This is a genomic window from Burkholderia sp. lig30, assembly GCF_000687455.2.
Lineage (GTDB): Bacteria > Pseudomonadota > Gammaproteobacteria > Burkholderiales > Burkholderiaceae > Burkholderia.
This window is the reverse complement of the sequence record NZ_JGVW01000049.1, coordinates 87,782-112,839: the sequence shown is the minus strand read 5'-3', so window position 1 is coordinate 112,839 and position 25,058 is coordinate 87,782. Positions and strand designations below refer to the sequence as shown.

22 protein-coding genes, 1 tRNA gene and 1 pseudogene are annotated in these 25,058 nt (G+C 64.1%); 13 read left to right on the top strand and 11 right to left on the bottom strand.

Annotated features, from left to right (window positions below; all coding sequences use genetic code 11):
• Positions 1-748: 748 nt before the first annotated feature.
• The gene (locus LIG30_RS03855) at positions 749-988 is read right to left on the bottom strand and encodes a DUF2795 domain-containing protein (protein WP_038709956.1); all 240 of its coding nucleotides are present in this window, start codon (positions 986-988) and stop codon (positions 749-751) included.
• Positions 989-1,139: 151 nt separating this feature from the next.
• Positions 1,140-1,310: a hypothetical protein gene (locus LIG30_RS26950; protein WP_038709954.1), complete on the bottom strand. Its 171-nt coding sequence runs from the start codon at positions 1,308-1,310 to the stop codon at positions 1,140-1,142.
• Between the two features lie 159 nt (positions 1,311-1,469).
• On the opposite strand from LIG30_RS26950, the gene speG reads away from it, so the two are divergent.
• From speG to LIG30_RS03835, 3 genes are all read left to right on the top strand, one after another.
• A complete protein-coding gene (gene speG / locus LIG30_RS03845; protein ID WP_038709781.1) occupies positions 1,470-2,012 on the top strand; it encodes a spermidine N1-acetyltransferase in 543 nt (180 codons plus the stop codon).
• Positions 2,013-2,475: 463 nt separating this feature from the next.
• A complete protein-coding gene (sap1, locus tag LIG30_RS03840; RefSeq protein ID WP_038709780.1) occupies positions 2,476-2,823 on the top strand; it encodes a surface attachment protein Sap1 in 348 nt (115 codons plus the stop codon).
• A gap of 265 nt (positions 2,824-3,088) precedes the next feature.
• Positions 3,089-3,643 carry a YaeQ family protein gene (locus LIG30_RS03835; protein ID WP_038709778.1) on the top strand — a complete coding sequence of 185 codons (555 nt, stop codon included), beginning with the start codon at positions 3,089-3,091 and terminating at the stop codon, positions 3,641-3,643.
• A 16-nt stretch (positions 3,644-3,659) separates the two neighbouring features.
• Here LIG30_RS03835 and LIG30_RS03830 read toward each other — a convergent pair whose 3' ends face one another.
• Positions 3,660-4,073, bottom strand: coding sequence for a VOC family protein (locus tag LIG30_RS03830; RefSeq protein ID WP_038709953.1), 414 nt, complete (start codon positions 4,071-4,073; stop codon positions 3,660-3,662).
• Positions 4,074-4,210: 137 nt separating this feature from the next.
• On the opposite strand from LIG30_RS03830, the gene LIG30_RS26745 reads away from it, so the two are divergent.
• From LIG30_RS26745 to gshA, 4 genes are all read left to right on the top strand, one after another.
• On the top strand, positions 4,211-4,465 hold the full coding sequence (locus LIG30_RS26745) for a hypothetical protein (RefSeq protein ID WP_083493882.1): 255 nt from the start codon (positions 4,211-4,213) through the stop codon (positions 4,463-4,465).
• Between the two features lie 15 nt (positions 4,466-4,480).
• On the top strand, positions 4,481-5,569 hold the full coding sequence (gene ada, locus LIG30_RS03825) for a bifunctional DNA-binding transcriptional regulator/O6-methylguanine-DNA methyltransferase Ada (protein WP_038709776.1): 1,089 nt from the start codon (positions 4,481-4,483) through the stop codon (positions 5,567-5,569).
• On the top strand, positions 5,566-6,513 hold the full coding sequence (locus LIG30_RS03820) for a DNA-3-methyladenine glycosylase family protein (protein ID WP_038709775.1): 948 nt from the start codon (positions 5,566-5,568) through the stop codon (positions 6,511-6,513). The genes ada and LIG30_RS03820 overlap by 4 nt, the downstream gene beginning before the upstream one ends.
• Before the next feature lie 155 nt (positions 6,514-6,668).
• Complete coding sequence (gshA, locus tag LIG30_RS03815; RefSeq protein WP_038709774.1) at positions 6,669-8,282, top strand: glutamate--cysteine ligase; 1,614 nt, start codon at positions 6,669-6,671, stop codon at positions 8,280-8,282.
• A 295-nt stretch (positions 8,283-8,577) separates the two neighbouring features.
• On the opposite strand, the gene LIG30_RS03810 is transcribed toward gshA, so the two are convergent.
• A complete protein-coding gene (locus tag LIG30_RS03810; protein WP_038709773.1) occupies positions 8,578-9,723 on the bottom strand; it encodes a porin in 1,146 nt (381 codons plus the stop codon).
• Positions 9,724-10,331: 608 nt separating this feature from the next.
• Between LIG30_RS03810 and LIG30_RS03805 the strand changes: the two genes are divergently transcribed.
• From LIG30_RS03805 to phnY, 3 genes are all read left to right on the top strand, one after another.
• The gene (locus LIG30_RS03805) at positions 10,332-11,060 is read left to right on the top strand and encodes a phosphonate utilization associated transcriptional regulator (protein ID WP_038709771.1); all 729 of its coding nucleotides are present in this window, start codon (positions 10,332-10,334) and stop codon (positions 11,058-11,060) included.
• A 327-nt stretch (positions 11,061-11,387) separates the two neighbouring features.
• On the top strand, positions 11,388-12,623 hold the full coding sequence (phnA, locus tag LIG30_RS03800) for a phosphonoacetate hydrolase (protein WP_038709769.1): 1,236 nt from the start codon (positions 11,388-11,390) through the stop codon (positions 12,621-12,623).
• Between the two features lie 30 nt (positions 12,624-12,653).
• Positions 12,654-14,108: a phosphonoacetaldehyde dehydrogenase gene (phnY, locus tag LIG30_RS03795; protein ID WP_038709768.1), complete on the top strand. Its 1,455-nt coding sequence runs from the start codon at positions 12,654-12,656 to the stop codon at positions 14,106-14,108.
• A gap of 56 nt (positions 14,109-14,164) precedes the next feature.
• Here the strand turns inward: phnY and LIG30_RS03790 are convergent, their stop codons facing one another.
• The 5 genes from LIG30_RS03790 to LIG30_RS03780 form a co-directional block, all read right to left on the bottom strand.
• Entirely contained in the window at positions 14,165-14,635 is a 471-nt protein-coding gene (locus tag LIG30_RS03790; RefSeq protein ID WP_038709952.1) for a helix-turn-helix domain-containing protein, read from the bottom strand.
• A 738-nt stretch (positions 14,636-15,373) separates the two neighbouring features.
• A complete protein-coding gene (locus tag LIG30_RS24915; RefSeq protein ID WP_083493881.1) occupies positions 15,374-16,249 on the bottom strand; it encodes a GIY-YIG nuclease family protein in 876 nt (291 codons plus the stop codon).
• 222 nt (positions 16,250-16,471) lie between these two features.
• Positions 16,472-17,416: an RES family NAD+ phosphorylase gene (locus LIG30_RS24910; RefSeq protein ID WP_235510168.1), complete on the bottom strand. Its 945-nt coding sequence runs from the start codon at positions 17,414-17,416 to the stop codon at positions 16,472-16,474.
• A gap of 149 nt (positions 17,417-17,565) precedes the next feature.
• Entirely contained in the window at positions 17,566-17,964 is a 399-nt protein-coding gene (locus LIG30_RS03785; RefSeq protein WP_051994847.1) for a hypothetical protein, read from the bottom strand.
• 127 nt (positions 17,965-18,091) lie between these two features.
• Positions 18,092-18,167 (bottom strand) — tRNA-Lys (locus LIG30_RS03780).
• 189 nt (positions 18,168-18,356) lie between these two features.
• Here LIG30_RS03780 and LIG30_RS03775 point away from each other — a divergent pair.
• Complete coding sequence (locus tag LIG30_RS03775; protein WP_038709767.1) at positions 18,357-18,761, top strand: PaaI family thioesterase; 405 nt, start codon at positions 18,357-18,359, stop codon at positions 18,759-18,761.
• 11 nt (positions 18,762-18,772) lie between these two features.
• Complete coding sequence (locus LIG30_RS03770) at positions 18,773-19,639, top strand: patatin-like phospholipase family protein (protein ID WP_038709765.1); 867 nt, start codon at positions 18,773-18,775, stop codon at positions 19,637-19,639.
• Between the two features lie 23 nt (positions 19,640-19,662).
• Here LIG30_RS03770 and LIG30_RS03765 read toward each other — a convergent pair whose 3' ends face one another.
• Positions 19,663-20,679 (bottom strand): D-2-hydroxyacid dehydrogenase family protein, encoded by a 1,017-nt coding sequence (locus LIG30_RS03765; RefSeq protein WP_038709764.1) that lies wholly within the window; start codon positions 20,677-20,679, stop codon positions 19,663-19,665.
• Between the two features lie 426 nt (positions 20,680-21,105).
• Here LIG30_RS03765 and LIG30_RS03760 point away from each other — a divergent pair.
• Positions 21,106-22,033, top strand: a pseudogene (locus tag LIG30_RS03760) (LysR family transcriptional regulator); the annotation flags it as partial.
• A 316-nt stretch (positions 22,034-22,349) separates the two neighbouring features.
• On the opposite strand, the gene LIG30_RS03755 reads toward LIG30_RS03760, so the two are convergent.
• The gene (locus LIG30_RS03755) at positions 22,350-24,992 is read right to left on the bottom strand and encodes a DNA topoisomerase III (RefSeq protein ID WP_038709762.1); all 2,643 of its coding nucleotides are present in this window, start codon (positions 24,990-24,992) and stop codon (positions 22,350-22,352) included.
• Positions 24,993-25,058 lie beyond the last annotated feature (66 nt).

Sequence of the window (25,058 nt, the reverse complement as noted above, 5' to 3'; positions counted from 1 at the left end):
TCGCGGTTCGGCTCCGGAAAGCGCTTTGGCCGGCGTGCCCGGATGCTTTGCTTATTGGCCGCCACGGCGGGTGACGGCGGATTAGATGGCGAGCACAAGGCGATCGTGAAAGCCGGTCACTCGGCTTTTGGCTCGTTTTTCAGAAGCGGCAGAAACGCAAAATAGCCAGTGTTGTGTTCCTGGCCCGCCGGACCCGCGGGCGAGATTCCGCAACTCCGGTTTGCTCGATACCGTTGTACGGGCATTCACGGGATTCACCCCATCCTCGCCTTGCCATCATGCGAAATGAGCCCGGCAAAATGATTCGCAACTGAAACGCGCCAATCGTCGGCTCATGGGTGGGTTTCCACCTGTGTCGGGATGAATCTGGAGAGGTTACTCTAATCACTGCGCCATAGCCTGAGGCGCACCTCGTAAAGGCCTTTAGCCCGCTGCCAGCGGGCTTTTCTTTTCGTCTGGCGAATGCGTGCTCCCGCGACGCGCCGGGCACGGGTTCGCGTCGCGGGCGTTCACGGCCGTCAATCGTAGTCGCGATGATGGTGGTGATAGTAGCCACCGTCGTAGTAGCCGCCATAGGGCACGACGACACAGCCGCTCAGCAGCGTGGCGGCACCGATAATCAGCAACAGGGCTTTCATGGCGTTTCATCCGGTCGAGATCGAATGCGGCCAGCATAGCGAGCGGCCTTGCCGCCGGCTGTAAGCAATCGTTTCCCGACCGGGCGATGCGTAACGGCAGATTATGGCAGTCAGACACCCAGCCCCGGCCCGTAATTGCCGGCGACCCAGCGCGTGACCGCATCGATATCCGGGTAATCCTGTTCCGGCAGCCCGTCGAGCATGGTCAGCACTTCGTTGCTCGCACCCGCCGCGCGCGCCGCGTCGACGAGGGTGTCCTTGTTGGCGGGGTACGTCACCGCGGCCAGCACGTCGGCGATTTGCAGGTCGATCGTTTCGTGCGGAATGTCGGGTTTGCGGGGAGAGTGCATGTTGTTCACGTCAGGGTCTCGTCATCGGATCGGAGCGGGCAGCGTGCCGCTGCGGGACAGGCGGCGCCCGCGACGGCGAGCCGGCCACCCGGCGCCCGCCTCGTGGCGCGCCGTCGTTCAACGCGTGCAGCATCCCGCTTGCGCGGGCCGTTCAATGTCCGCGCCGCACGCGCCGCCACGGATGCTTCCAGTCGATGTGCGGCGCGTTCTCGTCGCGTGGATGCTGACGCCGGTGTTCCTGCCACAGCTCGTCGGAAAACAGTGCGGCCACGATGACGAGCGGCAGTACCAGAAATGCACCCAGAATCACTTGCTCGATCACGATAGCCTCCATCGCGGTGGGGCGGGAACCCAGTTTCCATTCTAGGCTTTGCAACAGCGCCTATTTCCATTTTGTTACGATGCGCGACGAGGGCAATCCGGAGTGCGCCGGACATTCGGGGCCAGCGATCCGGTCGTCCGTCATGCGAGGGCCATCACGATGCAATTACAAAACGAAACAAGCACGCTCGCGCTGAGACCGCTCGAGCGCCAGGATCTGCGCTTCGTCCACGAGCTGAACAACGACGCGAAGATCATGCGCTACTGGTTCGAGGAGCCGTACGAAACGTTCGCCGAACTGTCGCAGCTGTACGATCGCCACGTGCATGACCAGCGCGAGCGGCGCTTCGTCGCCGTCGATGGCGCGGGCGAGCTGGTCGGGCTCGTCGAGCTGATCGAGCTGGACTACATCCACCGCCGCGGCGAGTTCCAGATCATCATCGCGCCGCAATGCCAGGGGCGCGGGTACGCCGGGCACGCGACGCGCCTCGCGGTCGCGTACGCGTTCAAGGTGCTGAACATGCGCAAGCTGTACCTGATCGTGGACACGTCGAACGCGGCCGCGATCCACATCTACGAGAAATGCGGGTTCCAGCACGAGGCCGAGCTGATCGAGGAGTTCTTCGGCAACGGGAGCTATCACAACGCGTATCGCATGTGCATGTTCCAGCGCGATTACTTCGAGCGGCAACGCGGCGCGTGATGCGCGCCGCGGTGGCGTCGAACGGCGCATCGCGACCCGGGCCGACGCCAGGCATACTCGTGCCTGGCATCTTTCTTGTCTTTCGTCGGTGAAACGACGCGTCGCGCCGGGGCTGCCCCGATTTCGCGACCTTGTGTGCGGCGCATCAAAATGATCCGGCATCCGGACCGGATGATCCGGGCACTCGCGCGTGTCGCGGCCGTTTCGCGCGAATGCCTTGATTCCTCACGCTTTTCGGGCGGCATGCCGGCGTGTCCGGCGCATGCGTGCCGCACCCGCCGCGCGGCGCGTCGCGCGAATCTCCCGGTTGCGCGTGGTGCGGCAATTTGCCGCTACCGCAGTCGCACAACAAATTGGCTTGCGATCGTCCGCCGGTCTCCTAGCATCAAACCACGCGGGTTCACGATCACCTGTAAACGCATAGCTAACCCCAGCCTGGTGCCCGCGTGTCCGGAGACAAAACATGATGAAGCGAACCGCCGTTTTCATTGCGCTCGTCGGCGCGCTTGCGGCCGTGTCGGCCGCCCGTGCCGGCGGCGACGCCAGCGTCAAGCCGCAGCAGGAGATCCAGCTGACGAGGGATGCATGGGGCTGTCTGTCGAAGGACAATCTGGATTCCGCGCTCAACCACGAACGTGACGGCCAGAATCAGGCCAAGCAGCAATACTTCGACGACTATCGCTGCCTGTCGGTGCCGGAAGGGCAGCGCTTCCGCGTGGTGGCGGTGGACCAGGGGGGCGTCCAGTTCGTCAGCGCGGACAACAGCGACCAGCAGGGGCTCTGGACCGACTCGCGCTTCATCAAGCAGTAGCGCGTGATTGCGCTTGCCGGGCAGGCGCGCTTCCTGCGCGGTCGCGGCGACGAGCGCGGCGCCGAGCGGCGTGATTGCCGTCGCATGGTCGACGCATGGCCCGGCAGGCGGCCGGGCCGTCGTCGGGCGACCAGCCTGACCGGAACGCCCCCGCCGGCGCCCGCCCGCGGGGGCGTTTGTCTGTTCAATCGCCCGCGGCGTTCGGCCGGGCATTCGGTATCATCACGGCCCGACCCGAACCGATGCCCGTCAGGGCCACTCCCGCATGGCGCTCAAATCCACGATCTACAAAGCCGAACTGCAAATCGCCGACATGGATCGGCATTACTACGCCGATCATGCGCTGACGGTCGCGCGTCATCCGTCTGAAACGGACGACCGGATGATGGTGCGCATCGCCGCGTTCGCGATGTTCGCGCACGAGCGGCTCGAATTCTGCAAGGGCCTGTCGGACACCGACGAGCCCGATCTCTGGCAAAAGGACCTGACCGGCGCGATCGACGCATGGATCGACGTCGGCCAGCCGGACGAACGGCGCATCGCGAAAGCGGCCGGCCGCGCCGCGCAGGTGACGGTGATCGCGTATGGCGGCAGGACGTCGGACATCTGGTGGCAGGGCGTGCGCGGCAAGGTCGAGCGGCTGCGCAACGTGCAGGTGCTGTCGCTCGCCGACGGCGTCGCGGCGGAGCTCGGCCAGCTCGCCGAACGCACGATGCGCCTGCAATGCACGGTGCAGGACGGCGCGGCATGGCTGTCGAGCGCGACGCACGATCCGGTCGCGATCGAGTGGACGGTGCTCAAGGCGCGCGACGGCGCGTGATGCCTGCGCCGCCCGCTCACCCGATTGCGGGCGGCGGCCCCTTCAGTTCCAGCATGTTGTCTTCCGGGTCGAACAGGTAGAGCGACGGCCCGTATCCGTCGGCGCCGTAGCGCTCCTCGACCGTGCCCGGGCGCGCGCCGTGCGCGGTGAAATGCGCGGTGAGCGCGGGCGCGTCGAACGGCTCGACGCGCAGGCACAGGTGATCGAGATTGCGTCCGGCGCCAGGCACCCCGCTGTCGGGGCGGTCTATCTTCGCGCCGGCGGCCAGCAGGTCGATCAGCGCATCGCCGGCCCGCAACTGCACGAGGCCGAGCGCCGGTTGTTCGTTCTCCACGTGGCAGCCGACCGCATCGCAGTAAAAGCGCGTCATCGCGGCGATATCCGCGACGCGCAGCACCACGTGATCGATTCCGCGAATGGTCGGTTTCATGGACGGGCGCTCCTTCGCAGGCGGGTTCATCGAGTGTAGACCACGGTGCCTGCGGCACCCGTGCGAACGAGGCAAAATCGATGGACGAAAAAAAGCCCGCTCACAAGGAACGGGCTTAATCCATATCAGGAGGAGACATGGAGGAGACAGTTCCAACTATACACACCGCCATGCTGCGACGCAATATTATTTGTGCAAAAAAACGTCAGGACGGCGATTTGTCGCATCCGCATTGCAGCAAAAACATGTCGCCGTCAGTGACGGCGCGGCTTCAAGGGACGGATCGTGCCGCGTTTTTTGATGCATCCCCGGTTGATCCGGGCGAATCACAGCGCAAGATTCGGGGCGCGACGATGCGCGCCGATGCCTACAGTAGGCACCGTCTACACTGACATTGCGAGGTTCCGATGAAATCCGCCTATTCGACCGACGACGCGCGCTGGGCCGCGCTGACCGCCCGCGACCAGCAGGCGGACGGTGCGTTCTGCTATGCGGTTCGGACGACCGGCGTGTTTTGCCGCCCGAGCTGCGCGTCGCGGCTGCCACGCCGCGAGCACGTCACGTACTTCGACGATCCGGCCGCCGCGCGCGCGGCCGGCTTTCGCCCATGCAAGCGCTGCCAGCCGGAAGGGCTGCCGCGCGACATCGAGATCGTCAACCGCGCGTGCACGGTGCTCGATGCTCACCCCGAGCGGCTCACGCTCGCGCAGTTGAGCGACGCTGTCCACGTCAGCCCGTTCCATCTGCAGCGGCTCTTCAAGCGCGTGGTTGGCGTGTCGCCGCGGCAGTATCAGGCCGCGCAGCGCGGCGCGGCGTTGCGGGACGCGCTGCAAAGCGGGCAGCCGGTCACGCGGGCGGCGGCCGACGCGGGCTTCAATTCGCCGTCGCGGCTTTATGCGTCGGTGCCGCGCGAGCTGGGCATGACGCCGTCGGCGTTCCGCCGCCAGGGTGCCGGGTTGCGGATCGACTATGCGACGGCCACCACGCCGCTCGGCGCCGTGCTCGTCGCCGCGACCGCGCAGGGCATCTGCCGGATTGCGTTCGGCGATGCCCGCGCGCCGCTCGTCGACGCGCTGAAGGACGCGTTCGCGCGTGCCGAGCTGGTCGAGTCGCCGGAACGGATCGCACCGTTTCTCGCGCAGATCGATGCGTATCTGGACGGCACGCGACGCACGTTCGACCTGCCGCTCGACGTCGCGCCGACTGCGTTCCAGCAGCGCGTCTGGGAGGCGCTGACCCGTATTCCGTACGGCGAAACACGCAGCTATACCGACATCGCCGAATCGCTGGGCGCGCCGCGCGCGGTGCGGGCGGTCGCGTCCGCCTGCGCGTCGAATCCGGTTGCGCTCGCGATTCCGTGCCACCGCGTCGTGCAGAAGGGTGGCGCGCTCGCCGGGTATCGCTGGGGGTTGCGCCGCAAGGCGGCGCTGCTCGACGCCGAGTCGCGCCAGGCGGGCGACGACTCGCCGGCCGTCGCGGAGGACAGCGCAGCGTGAGCGTCGCGACCCTGTTCCCGAATGGCGGCGAGGCGTCGCCGGCCGCGCAGCTGCAGCTGCGCTTCAGCGCCCCTTACGACTGGGCGCGCGTGCTGCGCTTTTTCAGCGGGCGGGCGATTCCGGGCGTCGAATTGGTCGCGGACGGCGCCTATTGCCGGATCGTCGAGTATCGCGGCGCGCCCGGCCGACTGACGGTGCGCCGCCATGCGCGCAAGCACTGCCTCGTGGCGACCGTCGAAGGCGCGGCGGCGCGCCACGTCGACGACGCGTTCGCCGCGCGCCTCGCGACGATGTTCGACCTGCGCGCCGATCCGGCCGAGATCGGCGCGCAGCTGTCGCGCGATCCGTGGTTCGCGCCGCTCGTCGCGGCCGCGCCGGGGCTGCGCGTGCCGGGTGCGTGGTCGGGCTTCGAGCTGGCCGTGCGCGCGATCGTCGGGCAACAGGTCAGCGTCAAGGCCGCGACGACAATCGTCGGACGGCTCGTCGAGCGCGCGGGCGAGCGCGTCGCGAGTGACGGCGGCGGCGCGCCCGCCTGGCGCTTTCCCGCGCCGGACGCGCTGGCCGCGTGCGATCTCGCGCACATCGGCATGCCGGGCAAGCGGGCTGCGGCGCTGTCGGGGATGGCGCGCGCGGTCGCGGCGGGCGACGTGCCGCTCGATACTGCGCATGCCGATCTGCAGACGCTGCGCGAGACCTGGCTCGCGTTGCCGGGCATCGGCCCGTGGACGGTCGAATACATCGCGATGCGCGCGTGGCGCGATCCGGATGCATGGCCGGCGTCCGACCTCGTGCTGATGCAGTCGATCGCCGCGCGCGATCCGTCGCTCGACCGGCCGGGCAGCCAGCGGCGGCGCAGCGACGGCTGGCGTCCGTGGCGCGCGTATGCGGCGCTGCATTTGTGGAACGAGGTCGCCGATCGCGCGGGGGCGGCGCGAGGCGGGTAGCGCACCCCGAAACCCCCGCGCGCCGTGCGCCGCGTCACCTCAAGCGCGCGTTCCGGCGAGATGTTAAAGTGCCCGCTACCAATCCAGGCGAACAACAATCCTGCCAGGCCGCGCGAGGGCGTTCAGCGCGCGGCCGAGCCCGCACCTGCGCATCCATGCCGAACACCATGACCCTCCGCCAGACCGATTTGCTGATGAAACGCCTCGACGCGCTGAGCACCGGCCCGACGCGACAGCATTTGCCTGACGGTCTGCGCGGTATCGAAAAGGAAAGCCTGCGCGTGACGCGCGACGGGATGATCGCCTTCACGCCGCATCCGCGCGCGCTCGGATCGGCACTGACGCACCCGTCGCTCACGACCGATTATTCCGAGTCGCTGATCGAACTGATCACGCCGGCGGAGCCGGACGCATCGCTCACGCTCGAACGCCTCGACGAACTGCATCGGCACGTCTACGCGTCGCTCGGCGACGAGATGCTGTGGACCGAATCGATGCCGGGCCTGCTGCCCGCCGACGACGAGATTCCGCTCGCCTTTTACGGCACGTCGAACATCGGCCGCCTGAAGACGGTGTACCGGCTCGGGCTCGCGTACCGCTACGGGCGCACGATGCAGTGCATCGCCGGCATCCACTACAACTATTCGCTGCACGAAGAAGTGTGGCGGCGCCTGCATGCGGAAGAGGGCTCGACGGCGAGCCTCGTCGACTACCAGTCCGAGCGCTACCTGGCGGTGATCCGCAACTTCCGGCGCACGAGCTGGCTGCTGATGTACCTGTTCGGCGCGTCGCCCGCGCTCGACGCGCGGTTCCTGCGCGGCAGGCCGAACACGCTCGACGCGTTCGACGCGGACACGCTGTATCGCCCGTACGCGACGAGCCTGCGGATGAGCGATCTCGGCTACTCGAACACGACCGCGCAAGCCGCGCTGCAGGCCGACTACAACACGCTGCAGGGTTATCTGGACGGGCTGTCGAAGGCGGTGAGCGAGCCGTATCCGCCGTACGAGGCGATCGGCACGCATCGCGACGGCGAGTGGATCCAGATCAACACGAACGTGCTGCAGATCGAAAACGAGTTCTACTCGACGATCCGCCCCAAACGGGTCACGCATTCGGGCGAACGTCCGCTGCACGCGCTCGCGTCGCGGGGCGTCCAGTACATCGAAGTGCGCTGTCTCGACATCGATCCGTTCGAGCCGACCGGCATTTCGATCGAGACCGCGCGTTTTCTCGACGCCTATCTGCTGACGTGCGCGCTCGACGCGAGCCCGGCGCTCAGCTGCGACGGCTACACGGAAGCCAACGCGAACTTCGGCACTGTGACAATGGAAGGGCGCACGCCCGGACTGTTGTTGTCGCGCGACGGTAGCCCGGTGGCGATGCACGCATGGGCGGACGAGCTGTTCGCGAAAATCGAGGTCGTCGGCCGCCGGCTCGATGAAATTCGCGGCGGCGACGCGCATGCGCGCGCGATCGCCATGCAGCGCGAGAAGCTGGCCGACCCGGCGCTGACGCCGTCCGCGCGCGTGCTGCGCACGATGCGCGAGCGCGGCCAGTCGTTCCTCGCATTCGCGCGCGCGCAGAGCGACGAGCACGCAGCCTATTTCCGTGCGCGGCCCCTTTCGGAAGCCGACGCGCGCGCCGCTGCGGCACTGGCCGAGCGGTCGCTCGCCGAGCAGGCCGAGCTGGAGTCGAAGGAGGCCGGGTCGTTCGACGCATTCGTCGCGGCCTATCGCGCCTATACGCTGAACCGCTTCAGCGTCTGAGCGGGCACGCGGCCGCGCGGGTCCGAGCGGCGCGCGGCGCGATTGCCTGGACGTTCCGGGGATCGTGAGGGGCGCTGACAGAGGCGGAGGGGTAACCCGCCACTTCGCACCTGATCGGTTCCTGTCGAACCGGGGCGCGTGTCAGCCATCGAGGGGAGATCTGCGTGCGGGCAGCCCAGTGACGATCCGGGCCGCCGCGAAGGCGTGTGGGTCGCGCGGGCAGGATGGCGGCAAGGTGTTGCCGCGCGCCGCACGGCGGCCGGCCGCGCGCGACGCGCGCCACCGGCCATGCCGATCAGAAGTGGTGCAGCAGCGCGAGACGCGTGACGAACTGGTTCGGGCCGGACGAGATGTCCGCCGCGCCCGGGATGTACGCGTAGTCGAAGTCCGTGCCCGTATGCGCACTGATCGCGCGCTGGTACACGCCTTCTAGGAACACTTCCGTGCGCTTCGACACGTTGTAGTTGAGCTTCGCGCTCAGCTGATGCCATTTCGGGTTGAACGCACCGACCGTCGAATCCACGCGCGCCTGCGTGTACGTATAGGCCGCGCCCACGTAGAACGCCGGCGTGACGTGATACAGGCCGTTGACTTCGAAGTTGTCGAACTTCCACGACTTCCAGGCGCCGCCCGTGGGCTGCGTCTGACCGGTGAAATAGCCGTTGCGGGTCGGGTCGTAGATGTCGACGTGCGAATACGTGAAGCCGATCAGCGTCTTGCCGAAGTCGTAGTTGATGCCGACGCCGATGTTCTGCTGCGACGATCCGTCGAACGTGTTGTCGCCGGTGATCGCGCCCGTCGTGTCGCCGTTGTGCGCGTTGTTGATCTTCACGTAGGACGCGCCGAGCGTCAGGCCGCCCTGCTGGTATTGCAGCGCCGCGCTGTACAGGCGGTTGTTCGCGAAATTCGTCTGGTTGCTGAAGCCGTACATCGCCTCGGCCGTGATGCCGTTCCAGGTCGGCGACACGTACTTGACCGCGTTGTTCACGCGGAACGAGTAGTCGGTGTTGTCGTTGTCGTACGGGTGCGAGAACAGATAGCCGGTCCAGTTGCCGTTCGCGGTGAGCGGCGAGAACATGTCCACGCTCGGGTCGTACTGGCGGCCGAGCGTCACCGTGCCGTAGCGGTCGGACGAGATGCCGACGAACGCCTGCCGGCCGAATTCGCGACCGCCCTGGTTCAGGCCGCCGGTGTTCACGTCGAAGCCGTTTTCGAGCTGGAAGATCGCCTTGTAGCCGGCGCCGAGATCCTCGGTGCCCTTGATGCCCCAACGGCTGCCGTAGTCGTAGCCGCTTTGTAGCTGCACGGCGCTGTGGCCGCGTGCGTTGCTCGTGTAGTTGATGCCGTCTTCGATCTTTCCGTACAGCGTAACGCTGCTTTGCGCGTGTGCGGCGGTGGCCAGCAGCGCGGCCGGAATGATGATCCCCCAACGCTTGTTCATGTCGTTCTCCCCGAGTCCTGCGATTGATGTGCGGATGCCTATGTGCGCGGTTTTCGGCCGATGTTCGGCGTCCTTCACGACATACGACCGGCGCAGTGTAATGAGCCGAATTTCTAGCGTTAGTCACCCAGAGTGGAAAGGTTCCTTCCAGATTTCGCTATGTTTGGCGGCGCGGGAACGCGCTAAGATCGGCGCGCTCGGCCCGCCGGCGTTGTCGTTTATCGACGGTTCGGCATGCCCGCTCGACGCGTGCGCCCGCCGCCCGGCATGCGCGCTGGCGGCGTACGCGCAGGCGGCATGCGCGGTGGTGGCATGCGCGCAGGCGATGCGGCGCGCGAGCTGTCTCCAATCCGCATTAGGCATGTCCCACCTTGTCGAAGGGGCGTGCGCTCTGCTTCGTGAAGCTGTGGAGGCCCGCACCCGATCCGCAGTCCGCGCCCGCGTGTGGCAGGACGGCAAGCGGCGCGGCAACGGGTGCGGAAGGCGGCGCGCCGGCCGGTCGTTTGGAAACTGACGACTGTTGACATTGCATGGGGCCGCGCGTATATATGCCCCGATTGCCGAACCGGCGTCCCTCATCCGCATCGCGGCCTCGCGCCCGCCCCACCATGACTGTCCCCAACGCGCTCAACGCCATCGAACTCCTGCAGAGCCAGTCGCTCGCCATGATCGTTCAGGACATGCTCGAGCGCAGCATCGTCGCCGGCGAATACGCGCCCGGCGAAAAGCTCAACGAGGTCGAGATCGCGACGCGCCTGAACGTGTCGCGCGGGCCGGTGCGCGAAGCGTTTCGCGCGCTCGAGCAGGCGGGACTGTTGCGCAACGAGAAGAACCGCGGCGTGACGGTGCGCGTCGTGCCGCTGCGCGAGGCCGAGGAGATCTACGAGGTGCGCGCGATGCTCGACGAATCGGTCGCGCGGCGGCTCGCGAAAGGCATGCCGGCCGGCACGCTCACGGTGTTGAAGGACATCATCCAGTCGATGAAGGCGGCGGCCGGCGCGCACGACGTCACCGGCTATACCGCGCTGAACGTGCAGTTCCACGACGCGATGGTCGCGGGCGTCGGCAATGCGCACCTGGCCGACACGTACCGCCGTCTCGTGCGTCAGCTCGGCCTGCTGCGCCAGGCTGCGATCGAGGCCGAGGAGGATGCGCTGTCGATCTCGGCCGGCGAACACGAGCAGATCGTGCAGGCGCTCGCCGACGGCGACGAGGCGCGCGCGGTAGCGCGCGTGCGCGAGCATCTCGCGCACGGCCTCGCGCGGATGCGGCGCATGCACGAGCACGGGCTGCCGGCGGCCGGCAAGGCCGTGCGCGCGAAAGCGGCGCGCGCGTGAGCGTGACACGGCTCAGGCCTGTCCGCTGACGCGGGACGAATCGAACGGGGCGCGTTGTGGCGCCCCGTTTTGCTTGCGCGGCCGGTTGCGCGCAGGTCGTTGCTCATGAGCCGTCCGGCGCGCCGTCGAGGCGCCGGGAAAGGCTGAAGCGGGTAGGCTGCGCGCCCCGCACTCGTCATTTGCGGGCCGACGCCGGGCGCAGTTCGGGCATGCTGCGATCTGCATATTGTTGACAATCTACAAATCATCCACTCTAATGGCGGGCAACGAAAGCTGCCCCGCGGCGCGTTGCCGGCGGCTTGCCCCTTCCGATCTGAAAGGATTGTCATGACCGAAACTCCCGTTTCCGTAGAAGTGAACGGCCGTCGCTACCGCTGGATGAGCCGGCCGGTGGTGGTGGTGTGCGTCGATGGTTGCGCATACGAATACCTGGAACGCGCGGCGGCGGCTGGCGTTGCGCCGTTCCTGCGCACGCTGCTGAAGCCGGGAACCGCATTCAGGGGCGAGTGCGTGGTGCCGAGCTTCACCAATCCGAACAACCTGTCGATCGTGACGGGCGTGCCGCCGTCGGTGCACGGCATCAGCGGCAACTATTTCTTCGATCGGGAAAGCGGCGCCGAGGTGCTGATGAACGACCCGAAGTATCTGGTCGCGCCGACCGTGCTCGCCGCGTTTGCGGAGCGGGGCGCGCGCGTGGCGGTGGTGACGGCGAAGGACAAGCTGCGCCGCCTGCTCGGCAAGGGGCTGAAGGGCATCTGCTTTTCGTCGGAGAAGGCCGACGAGGCGACCGTCGAGGAAAACGGCATCGACCATGTGCTCGAGCTGGTCGGCAAGCCGGTGCCGGACGTCTACAGCGCCGACCTGTCGGAATTCGTGTTCGCCGCCGGCGTGCGGCTGCTGGAGACGCGCCCGATCGACCTGATGTACCTGTCGACGACCGACTACGTGCAGCACAAGTGCGCGCCCGGCACGCCCGGCGCGAACGCGTTCTACCAGATGATGGACGCGTACCTGCAGCGGCTCGACGAACTGGGCGCGATCGTCGCGATCACCGCCGATCACGGGATGAACGACAAGCATGACGCGGCCGGCGAGCCGAACGTCATCTACCTGCAGGCACTGCTCGACGAATGGCTTGGTGACGGTGCGGCGCGCGTGATCCTGCCGATCACCGATCCGTACGTCGTGCACCACGGCGCGCTCGGCTCGTTCGCGACCGTCTATCTGCCCGACGCCGCCGACGCCGGCGCGCTGTGCGCGCGGCTTGCCGCCGAGCGCGGCATCGAGCTTGCGCTGACAGGTGCCGAAGGCTGCGCGCGCTTCGAGTTGCCGCCCGAACGGATGGGTGACCTGATCGTGGTCGCGACGCCGCACGTCGTGCTCGGCACGCGGCGAGACAGGCACGACCTGTCCGGCCTCGACGTGCCGTTGCGCTCGCATGGCGGGGTCGCCGAGCAGATCGTGCCGCTGGTGTTCAGCCGGCCGGTGAGCGATGACGTGACGAGTCGCACACGCCTGAGAAATTTCGACATCCTCGACATCGCGCTCAACCACCTGCAGTGACGCGCACGCATCCGGAACGGGAGCTTACTCATGAACGCGATGGCAGACACGACGGCGGCGGGCGACATTCGCCACGAGGCGCTGCGGATCGACGGCGAACGCATTCGCCATGACGACGTGATCGAGGTGCGCAATCCGTACGACGGCGCGCTCGTCGGCACGGTGCCGAAAGCGACGCTCGACGACGTGCGGCGCGCGTTCGCGGTCGCGCGCGCGTACCGGCCGACGCTCACGCGCCACGAGCGCGCGGCGATCCTGCGCGGTGCGGCGGACATCGTGCGCGCGCGCACCGCCGAGATCGCGCGGCTCATCACCGCAGAATCGGGCTTGTGCGTGAAGGATTCGACTTATGAGGCCGGCCGTGTCGCCGACGTGCTGACGTTCGGCGCGGGCGAAGTGCTGAAGGACGACGGCCAGATCTTCTCGTGCGATCTGACGCCGCACGGCAAGAAGCGCCGCGTCTACACGCAGCGCGACCCGCTGCTCGGCGTGATCTCGGCGATCACGCCGTTCAACCACCCGATGAACCAGGTCGCGCACAAGATCGTGCCGTCGGTCGCGACCAACAACCGGATCGTCGTGAAGCCGTCGGAGAAGGTGCCGCTGTCGTGCTGCCTGTTCGCGGACATCCTGTACGAAGCCGGCTTGCCCGTGCAGATGCTGCAGGTCGTGACCGGCGATCCGCGGGTGATTGCCGACGAACTGATCACGAACCCGGCGATCGACATGATCACGTTCACGGGCGGCGTGGCGATCGGCAAGTCGATCGCGGCGCGGATGGGCTACCGGCGTGCGGTGCTGGAGCTGGGTGGCAACGATCCGATCATCGTGATGGAGGATGCGGATCTCGACGAGGCGAGCACGCTCGCGGTGTCCGGCTCGTACAAGAACTCGGGGCAGCGCTGCACGGCGATCAAGCGGATGCTGGTGCACGAGGCGGTGGCCGAGCGTTTCACCGAGCTGGTCGTCGAGAAGACCCGCGCGTGGCGCTACGGGGATCCCGCCGATCCGTCGATCGACATGGGCACGGTGATCGACGAGGCGGCTGCGCGCTTTTGCGAGCGACAGGTGAGCGACGCGATGTCGCGCGGCGCACGTCTGCTTGTCGGCAACCGGCGCGACGGCGCGCTCTATTCGCCGACCGTCGTCGATCGCGTGACGCCCGACATGCCGCTCGTGAAGCACGAGACGTTCGGGCCGGTGTCGCCGATCATGCGGTTTCGCGACATCGACGAAGCGATCAGGATGTCGAACAGTACCGACTATGCGCTGTCGTCGTCGATCTGCACGAATCGGTTCGACTACATCACGCGCTTCATCACCGAGCTGGAAGTGGGCAGCGTCAATGTGCGGGAGGTGCCGGGGTATCGGCTCGAACTGACGCCGTTCGGCGGCGTGAAGGATTCCGGGCTCGGCTACAAGGAAGGGGTGCAGGAGGCGATGAAGAGTTTCACCAATACGAAGACGTATTCGTTGCCGTGGTGAGTGGTTCGGGCACGCACGCATCGAGCAAGGCTGTGTAGCGCGCGTAACCGGCCATCTCAGTAGTCCAGTCCCAATTCTCGGGCGTTGTCCGCCATGTGCTCCAGGGCCGCTTCCTGCTTGTTCCGCATCTGGTTCGCGTACGCGACGAGGTCGTCGAATGCAATCCGGCGATGCGTTCCGACCATACGATGGTTCAGGCGGCCAGCTTCGATTTCCTTGATCACGAACGGCCGCGACACATTGAGAAAATGGGCGGCTCCGACTGTGGTGAATTCCCGATTCGCCGGCAACAAGGTGATTGAACGACCTTCACTCATCGCTCCGAGCAATTGGCCAATGAGTTTCAGGGCCGCAGGCGGCACCTCAACCGACGGATGCTCACCCGAGTCCGTCGTCAATGTGATTGACGCGGCTCTGGAGTGATCGAGCGCTTCCATGATGCAGCGTTGTGCAACGCGAGCCATTTCCAGTTCCCGCTCCGTCATCGGCGGAGGCGTCATCTCGCGGATCCGATCTACGGTACGCATATTCATTCCCTTTCTAGCGCAAACATGCTGTTTGGCGAAGAGCCGCCTAAGCTAGCTTCCGCCGTACGCGGAAGCTAGCTTAGGCTACATCTGCAACAAGTGCAATATGTGAAACAAGTGTATAAGATGAGAAGACCATATCGAGGGCCGTGCCTAGTGGCGCATGCCCTGCGCTGGCTGGGAATGGCGAGGCGTTCGGATGGCAGCATCGGCGCGGCGGGCAATCATGGGAATGCAGGCCGATTGCCCGGGAAGGAGGGGATGGAGGTGGGCCACGCGTTGTTTTCTTCGGCCAGACGAAAAACGTAGCCGGAATGGGAAAAGGGTTGCAAACGAAATCGCTTGCAACCTTTGAATTTCCTGGTAGGGCGTGAGTGACTCAAACACTCGACCTACGGGTTAAGCGGCGGGCTAAACACCTTTTTGGTTAATAGTATATAACTGATTTTTAATGGTATTTTGTTTCTGGCTACTTTTGCGATGACGGACGACAATTGAAGTTCTTCGGGAGAATTTCGGCGCAACGGCGGCCATATGGCTCGGTCCGGAACCCGCGATAGCTGGCCTCATGTTGCCTTGCCGCTAACGTTACAGTGGGATACTTTGGGACGTAAATATCACAGGTCATCGGAATGATGCGCGTTGATAGAGGTGGCCTGATTGATTCAGGCCGAGAGGGATCTAGCAGATTCTAAATATTCTAAATATTCTAAACCGGATTGTGAGTTTTTGTAGGATCTACGCCTCGTCTATTTTATTTATGATCTCGTTTATTATTTTTCTTTCGTCTAGAATCGGAATGTCTTCCAGTGCGGATTCTGATTTTTTAGGTAAATTATCCAGTAGACGTTCGACTTGACTGGACATATAGGAAAGGTGTGGGATGGCGGAATCTCTGTCTCTATTGCTCTTGTGAATGAGCTGTATTTTGTATTGCACGATGTTTCCTGAGCCGACCGCGGAGCAAAGATTTATCCCGGCTCTCATGTCAAAGTCATCAATATCAAAACTAAAAAGTGATGTGGGGGAGAGTGATTTTGATCGATCAGTTTTTCGGGTGTTGCGTACGCGAAAAAATACGTAATCGTCAACGATGTCGTACTGAAATTGTATGCGTGCTTGATGGCGGATTAGGAAAATTATTAGCCGATGAATTTTTTTGTGGATGGCTAATGATTTTGAGAGGCTATTGAAAAAACGATCTGATTTCTTCTTGATTTGTTTGTATTTTTCTATTTTTGCCTTGGTTTTGGCTGGGGTGGCTTGGAGCGGCTGTTTGATCCCCTTTTTTAATGATTCGTTGAGGCGGCTCATGGATGTATAGAGGTTGATAATTCCTATCGCGTGCTCCAGAGCCTCAAAGGAAAACATCTCGCTTTTCCCATCTCCATCGTCAAATTCAATGGAGTAGTGGGAGAGCATAAAATGAATCGTTTTTTCGAGCTTGTAAACGAGTTTTTCGTCTATTTTTAGATAATATGACGATGGATGGTCAACGGCTCCCCACCAGCGCTTAAGAGAGTCGATTCGATTTTGTATATCGTTCGCCTTCCCTATTTTTATGGCATTTTTTTCTGGGAATATAAGGATGTATAGATGTGTTGTGGTTTTCATCGGAAATTTTTCTTCGTGGTTGTATGTTTGCAAATAATTTGAGAATTTTTGATTTGAAGTTTTGTTTGTAGTTGGGTTGGCTGGCTTGGTGGTGCGAAATAACCATTCATGATGAAAGGCTGTTTGGTTTGTGATTCCAGGTGAAACACCTTGAGTCAGGTAAGGTATTGCGCTTTAAATTATAGTCTGAGCTTCGAGCAGATTTGGAGTGAGGTGAAATCCTCAATACGTGACAGGGCCGAAATTTCCTTGGTAACCGACCTGGGTCAGAATGAGTCGGTTAATGCATTCCAAGCGAACCGACGCACTTTCAAGAGGGCGTCCAAAGAGCGCAAAGTTTGCAATGGTGAATGCTCGTGCGTATTTTTTCGCTTCGGGATGGAAGCGGCGGAGTGAAAGTCCATAGGACGTTTCGAAAGGGTGACCACCGGTGCGAATCAAGCTGAAAAATGACGGATAAATTAATCCGTCGAAGCCGGCATCCTTCGCGGCCAGCGAAATCGCACGGGAAATTTCATAGGAATGGGGGCGCGCAAGAAAAAGCATATGTATAGCCATATCTAGGCTCTCAAATTCCGTCACGTTCTCTTTAAGAAGGTGCGTTAGGTCTAACAGGCGCAAATCCCGCTGTGGCTTAAGCGTAGCCACATAGATGTCATCTTCAGCGTTGGCTCGACATTCGTGAATGCAGACGTCGATGTCCTGTGAACCATACATGACGGGAAACCCCGGCGAGTCCAGGCGTCCCTTGCCTGCTAGAGCAATCGGTGGACTATCGTATTCTTGGGGGTTATCGGGATGCTGAGGAAAAACGCGGATCCGATAGAAGGTGGAGTCCTTGGTGAGCGTATTTTCCGGGTATTCTTTCAGTATTCGCCTGATGACTTGCGAACGCTTCATCGGATCTTGCAGATCTTTGAGGGGCTCTACGTGACCTATCATCCAGAGCCGAGGGCCATAGTGGAAGAGCCCGATCTTCGCCGCTTCCTCTATCAATTTGATGTCGTTCTTGAGCCATGGCGATGGTGAAATATTGCTCTTGCCGTAATGGTGCTCGTTAAACTGGATCGCTGGGGCGGCACCATATTCCGTTCGGATCGTCGTTCCGCTCACAAAGAAGCGCCAAGCGAGTCCCTGAATGTGATCTTTACTGTCGCTGCGCAGCAAGATTGAACAACGCCAGCAAGAGCAAGTTATACACAGCTCAGTCGGACACGTATCTGCCTGACACCTATGCAGACCGAATCGGTTTCTACGGGACATCGATTGGCATCGGTTAGGTGTCTGCCTGACACCCTAACAAGAAGATATCTTTGTTAACAAGAAGGGCGGCCAAGCTCAAGACGAATCGTGTTCTCGGCACGTCCGGCAGCGCGGCGCTCGTCACGGTATTGGGCGAAGTGGGCGCCCTTAAGGTTGGCCAGCGCGAAATGTCGAAGAGGTTGACGGAGCCAATGATTGATCCGGTAGCGCTCCTGCCGCGGGTGACGTTTGTGGGACGCGACGCTTGTCCAGTACCGCTCGAGCGCCTGCGCGAGGGTGGTGCGCTCGGCTTCGACTCGCGAGACGAACCGCCCCTGATCCATCTCGGATTCAGTGGCGCGTGCCCAAGCCTCGGCTTCGGCCTTGGTATCGAAGGTGTGAAACTGGGGTGGGAACCCCTTGCGGACAATCTGGGCTCGCCAGTATTTCCCGCGCTTGGTAATGCTTGCCATTGTGAGCCTCGGAATCGTTGATCCGGGGCCGAGTTTCGAGCTATGGCAAAACTATGGCAAACCCCAACATTGAGCGACTTTAGAACGTAAAAAGGGCCTGCACTTTCGTGCAAGCCCTTGAATTCGCTGGTGGGGCGTGAGTGACTCGAACACTCGACCTACGGATTAAGAGTCCGCTGCTCTACCAACTGAGCTAACGCCCCCAACAGAAGACAAATTATGCACGAGCTTTTTACCCTTGGCAAGCACTTTCAACGAATTTCTCGAAAAAGTTTCGCCGCATTCGCTGACAAGTGGGGAAACAACGAGCCGTCGGACTTTGCCTGCTCCCGGTATCATGACGTCCACACCTGCCGCGCGGCGGTCGCGCGGCGTTTCCTGGGCACTAGAAGATGGATGAAAACGCTGTCCGCGAATTGCTGGACCGGCTGCTGGCCCCGTGGGTCCGCTCACTCGGCCTCGCTCCCGTATCGATCTCCGACGACAGCGTCACGCTGCGTCTGCCGTTTTCCGGCGAATTCCGGCATTCGGGCGGCGTGATCTGCGGCCAGGTGTTTACGGCCGCAGCCGACACCGCGATGGTGGTGGCGATCTCGGCGGCGCTCGGCGAATTCCGCCCGATGACGACCGTCTCGCTGAACACGAACTTCATGCGCCCGGTGCGCAAGGGCGACGTACTCGTCACCGCGCGCGTGCTGCGGACGGGCCGCAACCTGGTGTTCGGCGAAGTCGAGCTGTTCGACGAGGATGGCAAGATGGCCGTCCACGCGACCTCGACCTACGCGCTCCTCGCCTGAGCGGCGCGACGATGTTCGATCAGGTCGTGTTCGCGGGCGGCGGCAACCGCTGCTGGTGGCAAGCCGGCTTCTGGGACGTCGCGCAGCCGGCGCTGGCGCTGCGGCCGCGCGTGATCGCCGGGATCTCGGCGGGCGCGGCGACCGCCTGCATGCTCTACACGCGGGACGCCGCGTGGGTGATGCGCTATTACGAGGAGGCGCTGCGCCATAACCGGAAGAACGCGTACTGGGGCAACCTGTTTCGCCGCGAGCCGGTGTTTCCGCATTACCGGATCTACCGGCAGGCGCTGCTCGACATCTATGGTGAGCCGTTCGCGAAGCTGGCCCGCGCGCCGGAGATCCGCATCGGCGTGTCGCACGTGCCGCGCTGGCTCGGCGCGCGCAGCGCGGTGGCGGCAGGGCTCATCGCGTACAACATCGAGAAGTACGTCCGCAAGACGCTGCACCCGACGCTCGGCCGCACACTCGGCTTCCGGCCGGAATTCGTGCGCGCGCAGTCCTGCGCGACGGTCGAGGATCTCGCCGACCTGATCCTGCAATCGTCATGCACGCCGCCGTTTACGCCGGTCCTGCGCCGTGACGGCCGGCCGGTGCTCGACGGCGGCATGGTCGACAACGTCCCGGTGGGCGCGCTCGACGCGTCGCCGGGGCAGGTGCTGGTGCTCGTCACCCGGTTGTATCCGCGTCCGCAGATGTTTACGGTCGCGCACGGCGAGCAGCAGCGCCTGTACGTGCAGCCGTCGAGCCGGGTGCCGATCTCGAGCTGGGACTACACGAACCCGGCGCAGATGCGGCACGCGTACGACCTCGGGCGGCGCGACGGCGAGCATTTCCTCGCGCGCGTCGACGCGCTGACCGGCGGGCGCATCGCCGTCTGACGGCGCCGCCCGCCGCGCGCCGCTCAGCGGCGCCAGCGGCCCTGCGCCAGTGCGTCCGGGTTGACGACGGCCGACATGTCGCCCTGGTCGAACGCCAGGATGTTCTTGAACGCGGCGCTGAAATACAGCTCATAGCTCTCGCGCTCGACATAGCCGATGTGCGGTGTGCAGATCACGTTCTCCATCCGCAGCAGGCTGTAGCCCTGCAGGATCGGCTCGCTCTCGTAGACGTCGATCGCGACCATCCCCGGCCGATTGTGCGACAACGCGTTGACGAGTGCGTTCTCCTCGAGCAGCTCGGCGCGGCTCGTGTTGACGAACAGCGCCGTCGGCTTCATCCGCATCAGGTCCTGCTGCGTGACGATGCCGCGCGTGTCGTCATGCAGGCGCAGGTGCAGCGACAGCACGTCGCTCTGCTCGAACAGCGCCTCGCGGCTGTCCGCCGCGGCGTAGCCGTCCGCGCGCGCGGCCTCGAGCGAGTGCTCGCGGCCCCAGATCAGCACGTTCATGCCGAACGCCCGGCCGTACCCGGCGACCAGCCGGCCGATCTTGCCGTAGCCCCAGATGCCGAGCGTCTGGCCGCGCAGCACCTGGCCGAGCCCGAAGTTCGGCGGCAGCGCCGAGGTCTTCAGGCCGGACTGTTGCCAGGCGCCCTGCTTGAGGTTCGCGACGTACTGCGGGATGCGGCGCTGCGCGGCCATGATCAGCGCCCAGGTCAGCTCGGCGGGCGCGATCGGCGAGCCGGCGCCCTCGAGCACCGCGATGCCGCGATCCGTGCAGGCGTCCAGATCGACATGGCTCGACAGGCGGCCGGTCTGGCTGATCATGCGCAAATGCGGCAGCTTGGCGAGCAGTTGCGAGGTGATCGGGGTGCGCTCGCGAATCAGCACCAGCGCCTCGACTTCCGCCAGACGGCTCGCGAGCTGGCCCAGCCCGCGCACCGTGTTGTTGAAGACCTTCACGTCATGGTCGGCGAGCATCTGGAAGCAATTCAGCTTACGGACGGCGTCCTGGTAGTCGTCGAGAATGGCAATTTTCATGGTTAGCGGGAATCGCGCGTTGAAAGCAGGGGCGGTGGCGGCGCTCGTCGCGCGTCTTCCCCGCCCGGTTTGAGGGTCGTCATGATCCTATGCCGAACGGCCGCGTGGTGTATCTCTTTTTAACAGGTTGTTACGCCGGGCCGCAATGGGGCCGGCCCTTGCCCCGATGCAGGGGCAAGGGCGCCGTCTCGAACGATCACGGACCGCATCAGACATTTCTGAATCCGCTGCTTGCCTGATGAGGTCCACCCAATTATTGCTTAAATCAGAATAATTGGGTCAACCGTCCCCGGAAGTCGAGTATATTTGCTCATTTTTGGCGGGGTAGCGGCGTTTGTCGGGCAACTCTGCATCATTTCCGCTGTCGTAGGAGAATTACGCATTTGCTTCTCCTTTTTGAAGCGGTAACAGCGGCAGGAGTCGGTTATGGATCATTTGCAGTCGATGCGAGTGTTCGTCAAGGTCGCGGATCTCGGCAGTTTCGCCCGGGCCGCGAGTGCAATGGATATCTCCAACGCGGTCGCGACGCGCCACGTCGCCGATCTGGAGGGCCGTCTCGGCACGCGCTTGCTCAATCGCACGACGCGCAGTCTGTCGCTGACGGAGTCCGGCCAGGTCTATCTGGAGCGCGCCCGCCAGATTCTCGACGAGCTCGAGGACGTCGAGCAGATGGTGGTCGCGCGCAACCACGAGCCGGTCGGCACGCTGCGCATCGTCGCGCCCGTCGTGTTCGGCCTGCACAATCTCGCGCCGGTGCTGAAAAGCTACACGGAGACCTTTCCGAAAGTCGTGCCGGATCTGACGTTGGTCGACCGGCAGGTCGATCTGGTCGAGGAAGGGTTTGACGTCGGCATCGTGACGACACGCCAGATGCGCAGCGCGAGCATCGTCACGCGGCGGCTGACCACCGGGTGCATGACTGTCTGCGCGACGCCGGGCTATCTCGAAAAGCATGGCGTGCCGACCCATCCAGAGCAGTTGATGGAGCACCCGAGCCTGAGCCTGCCGCCCGAGTATTGGGGTGACGACCGCGTGTTCACGGGGCCGGAAGGCGAAGTGCGGGTGCGCTCGACCAACCTGATCGTCGCGAACAACACCGAGATGCTGCGTCAGTTCGCGCTGCTCGGCATGGGGATCGCGATCCTGCCGAGCTACCTGATCGGCGGCGACACGTCGCGCGGCGATCTGGTGCGCCTGCTGGGCGATTACCGGCTGCCGCAGATCGAGATCAACGTGGCGTATCCGAGCCGCCGCCATCTGCCGGCGAAGGTGCGGACCTTCATCGATCACCTCGTCGAGCATTTCAGCCAGTCGACCGATGCGTTGATGAGCGAGCAATGGGCGGCGCCGGGCGCGACCGCGCCGGGCACGGTCGACGTCGAGGCGCCGGCCGAGCAGCGTCCGGGCACTGGCGGCCCGACGCTGTCGCCTCGGCTGCCGAAGTCGGCGCGCACGCGGGTCTCGGTGCCGTCGCCGCTGTAACGCGAGCCGGCAGGACGTGCCGGTGGGACGTGCGACAAGACCCCGGGCCGGGGCCGCCGGATCGTCCGGCGGTTCGCCGCGCGGGCAATAAAAAACGCGGATCGAAATCGATCCGCGTTTTTTGTTGCGTCATGCCCCGGCGAAGGATGCCGAGCCGGCCCGGCATCGTGTGCCGGACCGTCGCCGGATCAGGAGCCGGTCTTGCGTGCCGGTGTCTTGCGTGCCGCCGTCTTGCTCGCGGTGGTTTTGGTTGCAGCAGTCTTGCGTGCGGCGGTCTTGCGTGCCGGCGCGGGTTTCGCGTCTGCGCCTTCCGTCACGGCTTCCGCATCCTTCTCCGCCGATTTCGCGGTCTTCTTCGCGGCGGGCGTCTTCGGTTCCTTCTTCTCGAACTCGAAACCGATCTTGCCGTCCGGCTGCTTGACCAGATACGCCTTGAAGCTGCGGCCGGTGCGTGCCGACTTGAAGCCCGGCAGGAGATCGGTGCGGCCGTCGGCGAGCAGCTTGCCCATCTGCTCGCGGGCGATTTCCTGCTGCAGGATCACCTTGCCGGAGCGGAAGTCGCAGGTCTTCGGGTTCGCGACCGAGTGCTCGCACACGTAGCTCATCCCGTGCTCAAACACGCGGCCCTGGCATTTCGGGCACGCGCCGACCGGCTCCTGCGCGGAGAAGTCGGGCGCTTCGCCGTCCTCGCCACCCTGGTCCTGGCCGAAATCGAATTCGAGCTTGTAGTTCTTCGTCTCGTCGTCGAAGCCGAGCTTGAGGATCGCCGAGAACGGCCGCCCCATCTTGCTGCGGAACCCGGACAGCGGACCGATTTCCTTCTTCTGCAGCAGCTCCTCGACTTCCGGGATCTCGAACTGCCGGCTGCCCGGAATCTTCGAGATCGAAAATTCGCACTTCGTGCACGCAAAGCGGCGGTAATTCTCCTTCACCTGACCGCCGCAGTTCGGGCACGGCGTCTCGAGCGTCGCGTAGTCGCCCGGGATCGTGTCCGAATCGTATTCCTTCGCGCGCTTGACGATCTGCTGCGTCATGCGGGCGATTTCCTGCATGAACGCGTCGCGCGCGAGCTTGCCGCGCTCCATCTGGGAGAGCTTGTATTCCCATTCGCCGGTGAGCTCCGGCGCGGTCAGTTCCTTCACGTCGAGCCCGCGCAGCAGGGTCATCAGCTGGAACGCCTTCGCGGTGGGGATCAGCTCGCGGCCTTCGCGCAGCAGGTATTTCTCGCCGAGCAGCCCTTCGATGATCGCCGCGCGCGTGGCCGGCGTGCCGAGGCCCTTCGCGGCCATCGCCTCGCGCAGCTCGTCGTCCTCGACCAGCTTGCCCGCGCCTTCCATCGCGGACAGCAGCGTCGCTTCCGAATAGCGTGCGGGCGGCTTCGTCACGAGGCCGTGCGCGGCGATCTTGTCGGTCTCGACCTTCTCGTCCTTCTGCACCCGCACGAGGTTCGCGTCCGCGCCTTCGGCGTCGCGGCCGTAGACCTGCAGCCAGCCCGGCTCGACGAGCACCTTGCCTTCCGTCTTGAAGTGGTGGCCCGCCACCTCGGTGATGCGGGTCGTCACCTTGTACTCCGCCGCCGGGAAGAACACGGCGAGGAAGCGCTTCACGACGAGGTCGTAGAGCTTCTGTTCCGGCTCGGACAGCGCCTTCGGCGCCTGCAGCGTCGGGATGATCGCGAAGTGGTCGCTGATCTTCGAGTTGTCGAAGATGCGCTTGTTCGGCTTCACCCAGCCCTTGTCGAGCACCTGCTTCGCGTGCGGCAGGTAGTTGTTGCTTTCCTTCAGCATCTCGAGCGTCGCCTGGACCGTGCCGATGTAGTCTTCCGGCAGCGCGCGCGCGTCGGTACGCGGGTAGGTCAGCACCTTGTGCTTTTCATACAGCGCCTGCGCGAGCCCGAGCGTGTTCTTCGCGGAGAAGCCGAAGCGGCTGTTCGCCTCGCGCTGCAGGCTCGTCAGGTCGAACAGCAGCGGCGACAGCTGGCTCGACGGCTTCGATTCCTCGCTGACCGTGCCGATCTGGCCGCGGCAGGCCGCGACGATCGTTTCGGCCGCGGGCAGGCTCCAGAGCCGCGAGTCGCGCTTTTCCGGATCGAGCTCGTCGCGCTTGAATTTCGGGTCGTACCAGCGGCCTTCGTAGAAGCCCGCTGCGCAGACGAATTCGGCGCGCACTTCCCAATAGTCGCGGGGGACGAAACGGCGGATTTTTTCCTCGCGCTCGACGACGATCGACAGCGTCGGCGTCTGCACGCGGCCGACGGTCGTCAGGAAGAAGCCGCCGCCCTTGCTGTTGAACGCGGTCATCGCGCGGGTGCCGTTGATCCCGACGAGCCAGTCGGCTTCCGAGCGGCAGCGCGCGGCGTCGGCGAGCGGCTGCATGTCCTCGTCGCTGCGCAGGTGCGCGAAACCGTCGCGAATCGCGGCCGGCGTCATCGACTGCAGCCACAGGCGCTGCACCGGCTGCTTCGCCTTCGCGTGCTGCGCGATCAGGCGGAAGATCAGCTCACCCTCGCGCCCCGCGTCGCATGCGTTGATCAGGAGGTCGACGTCCTTGCGCTTCAGCAGCTTGGTCAGCACCTTGAGGCGCGACTCGCTCTTTGCGATCGGGTTCAGGTCGAAATGCGGCGGAATCACGGGCAGGTGCGCGAAGCTCCACTTGCCGCGCTTGACCTCGTATTCCTCGGGAGCGGCGATTTCCAGCAGGTGGCCGACAGCGGACGAAAGGACATAGTCGTCGCTTTCGTAGTAATCGTCATGCTTGGTAAAGCCGCCCAAAGCGCGCGCGATGTCGTTCGCGACAGAAGGCTTTTCCGCAATGATCAGTGCTTTGGACATGACAGATATGTGTTGGTAGACCGGGCTCGCCGGTTGTAGGTCCCTTTTACGACGGCTTTATAGCAC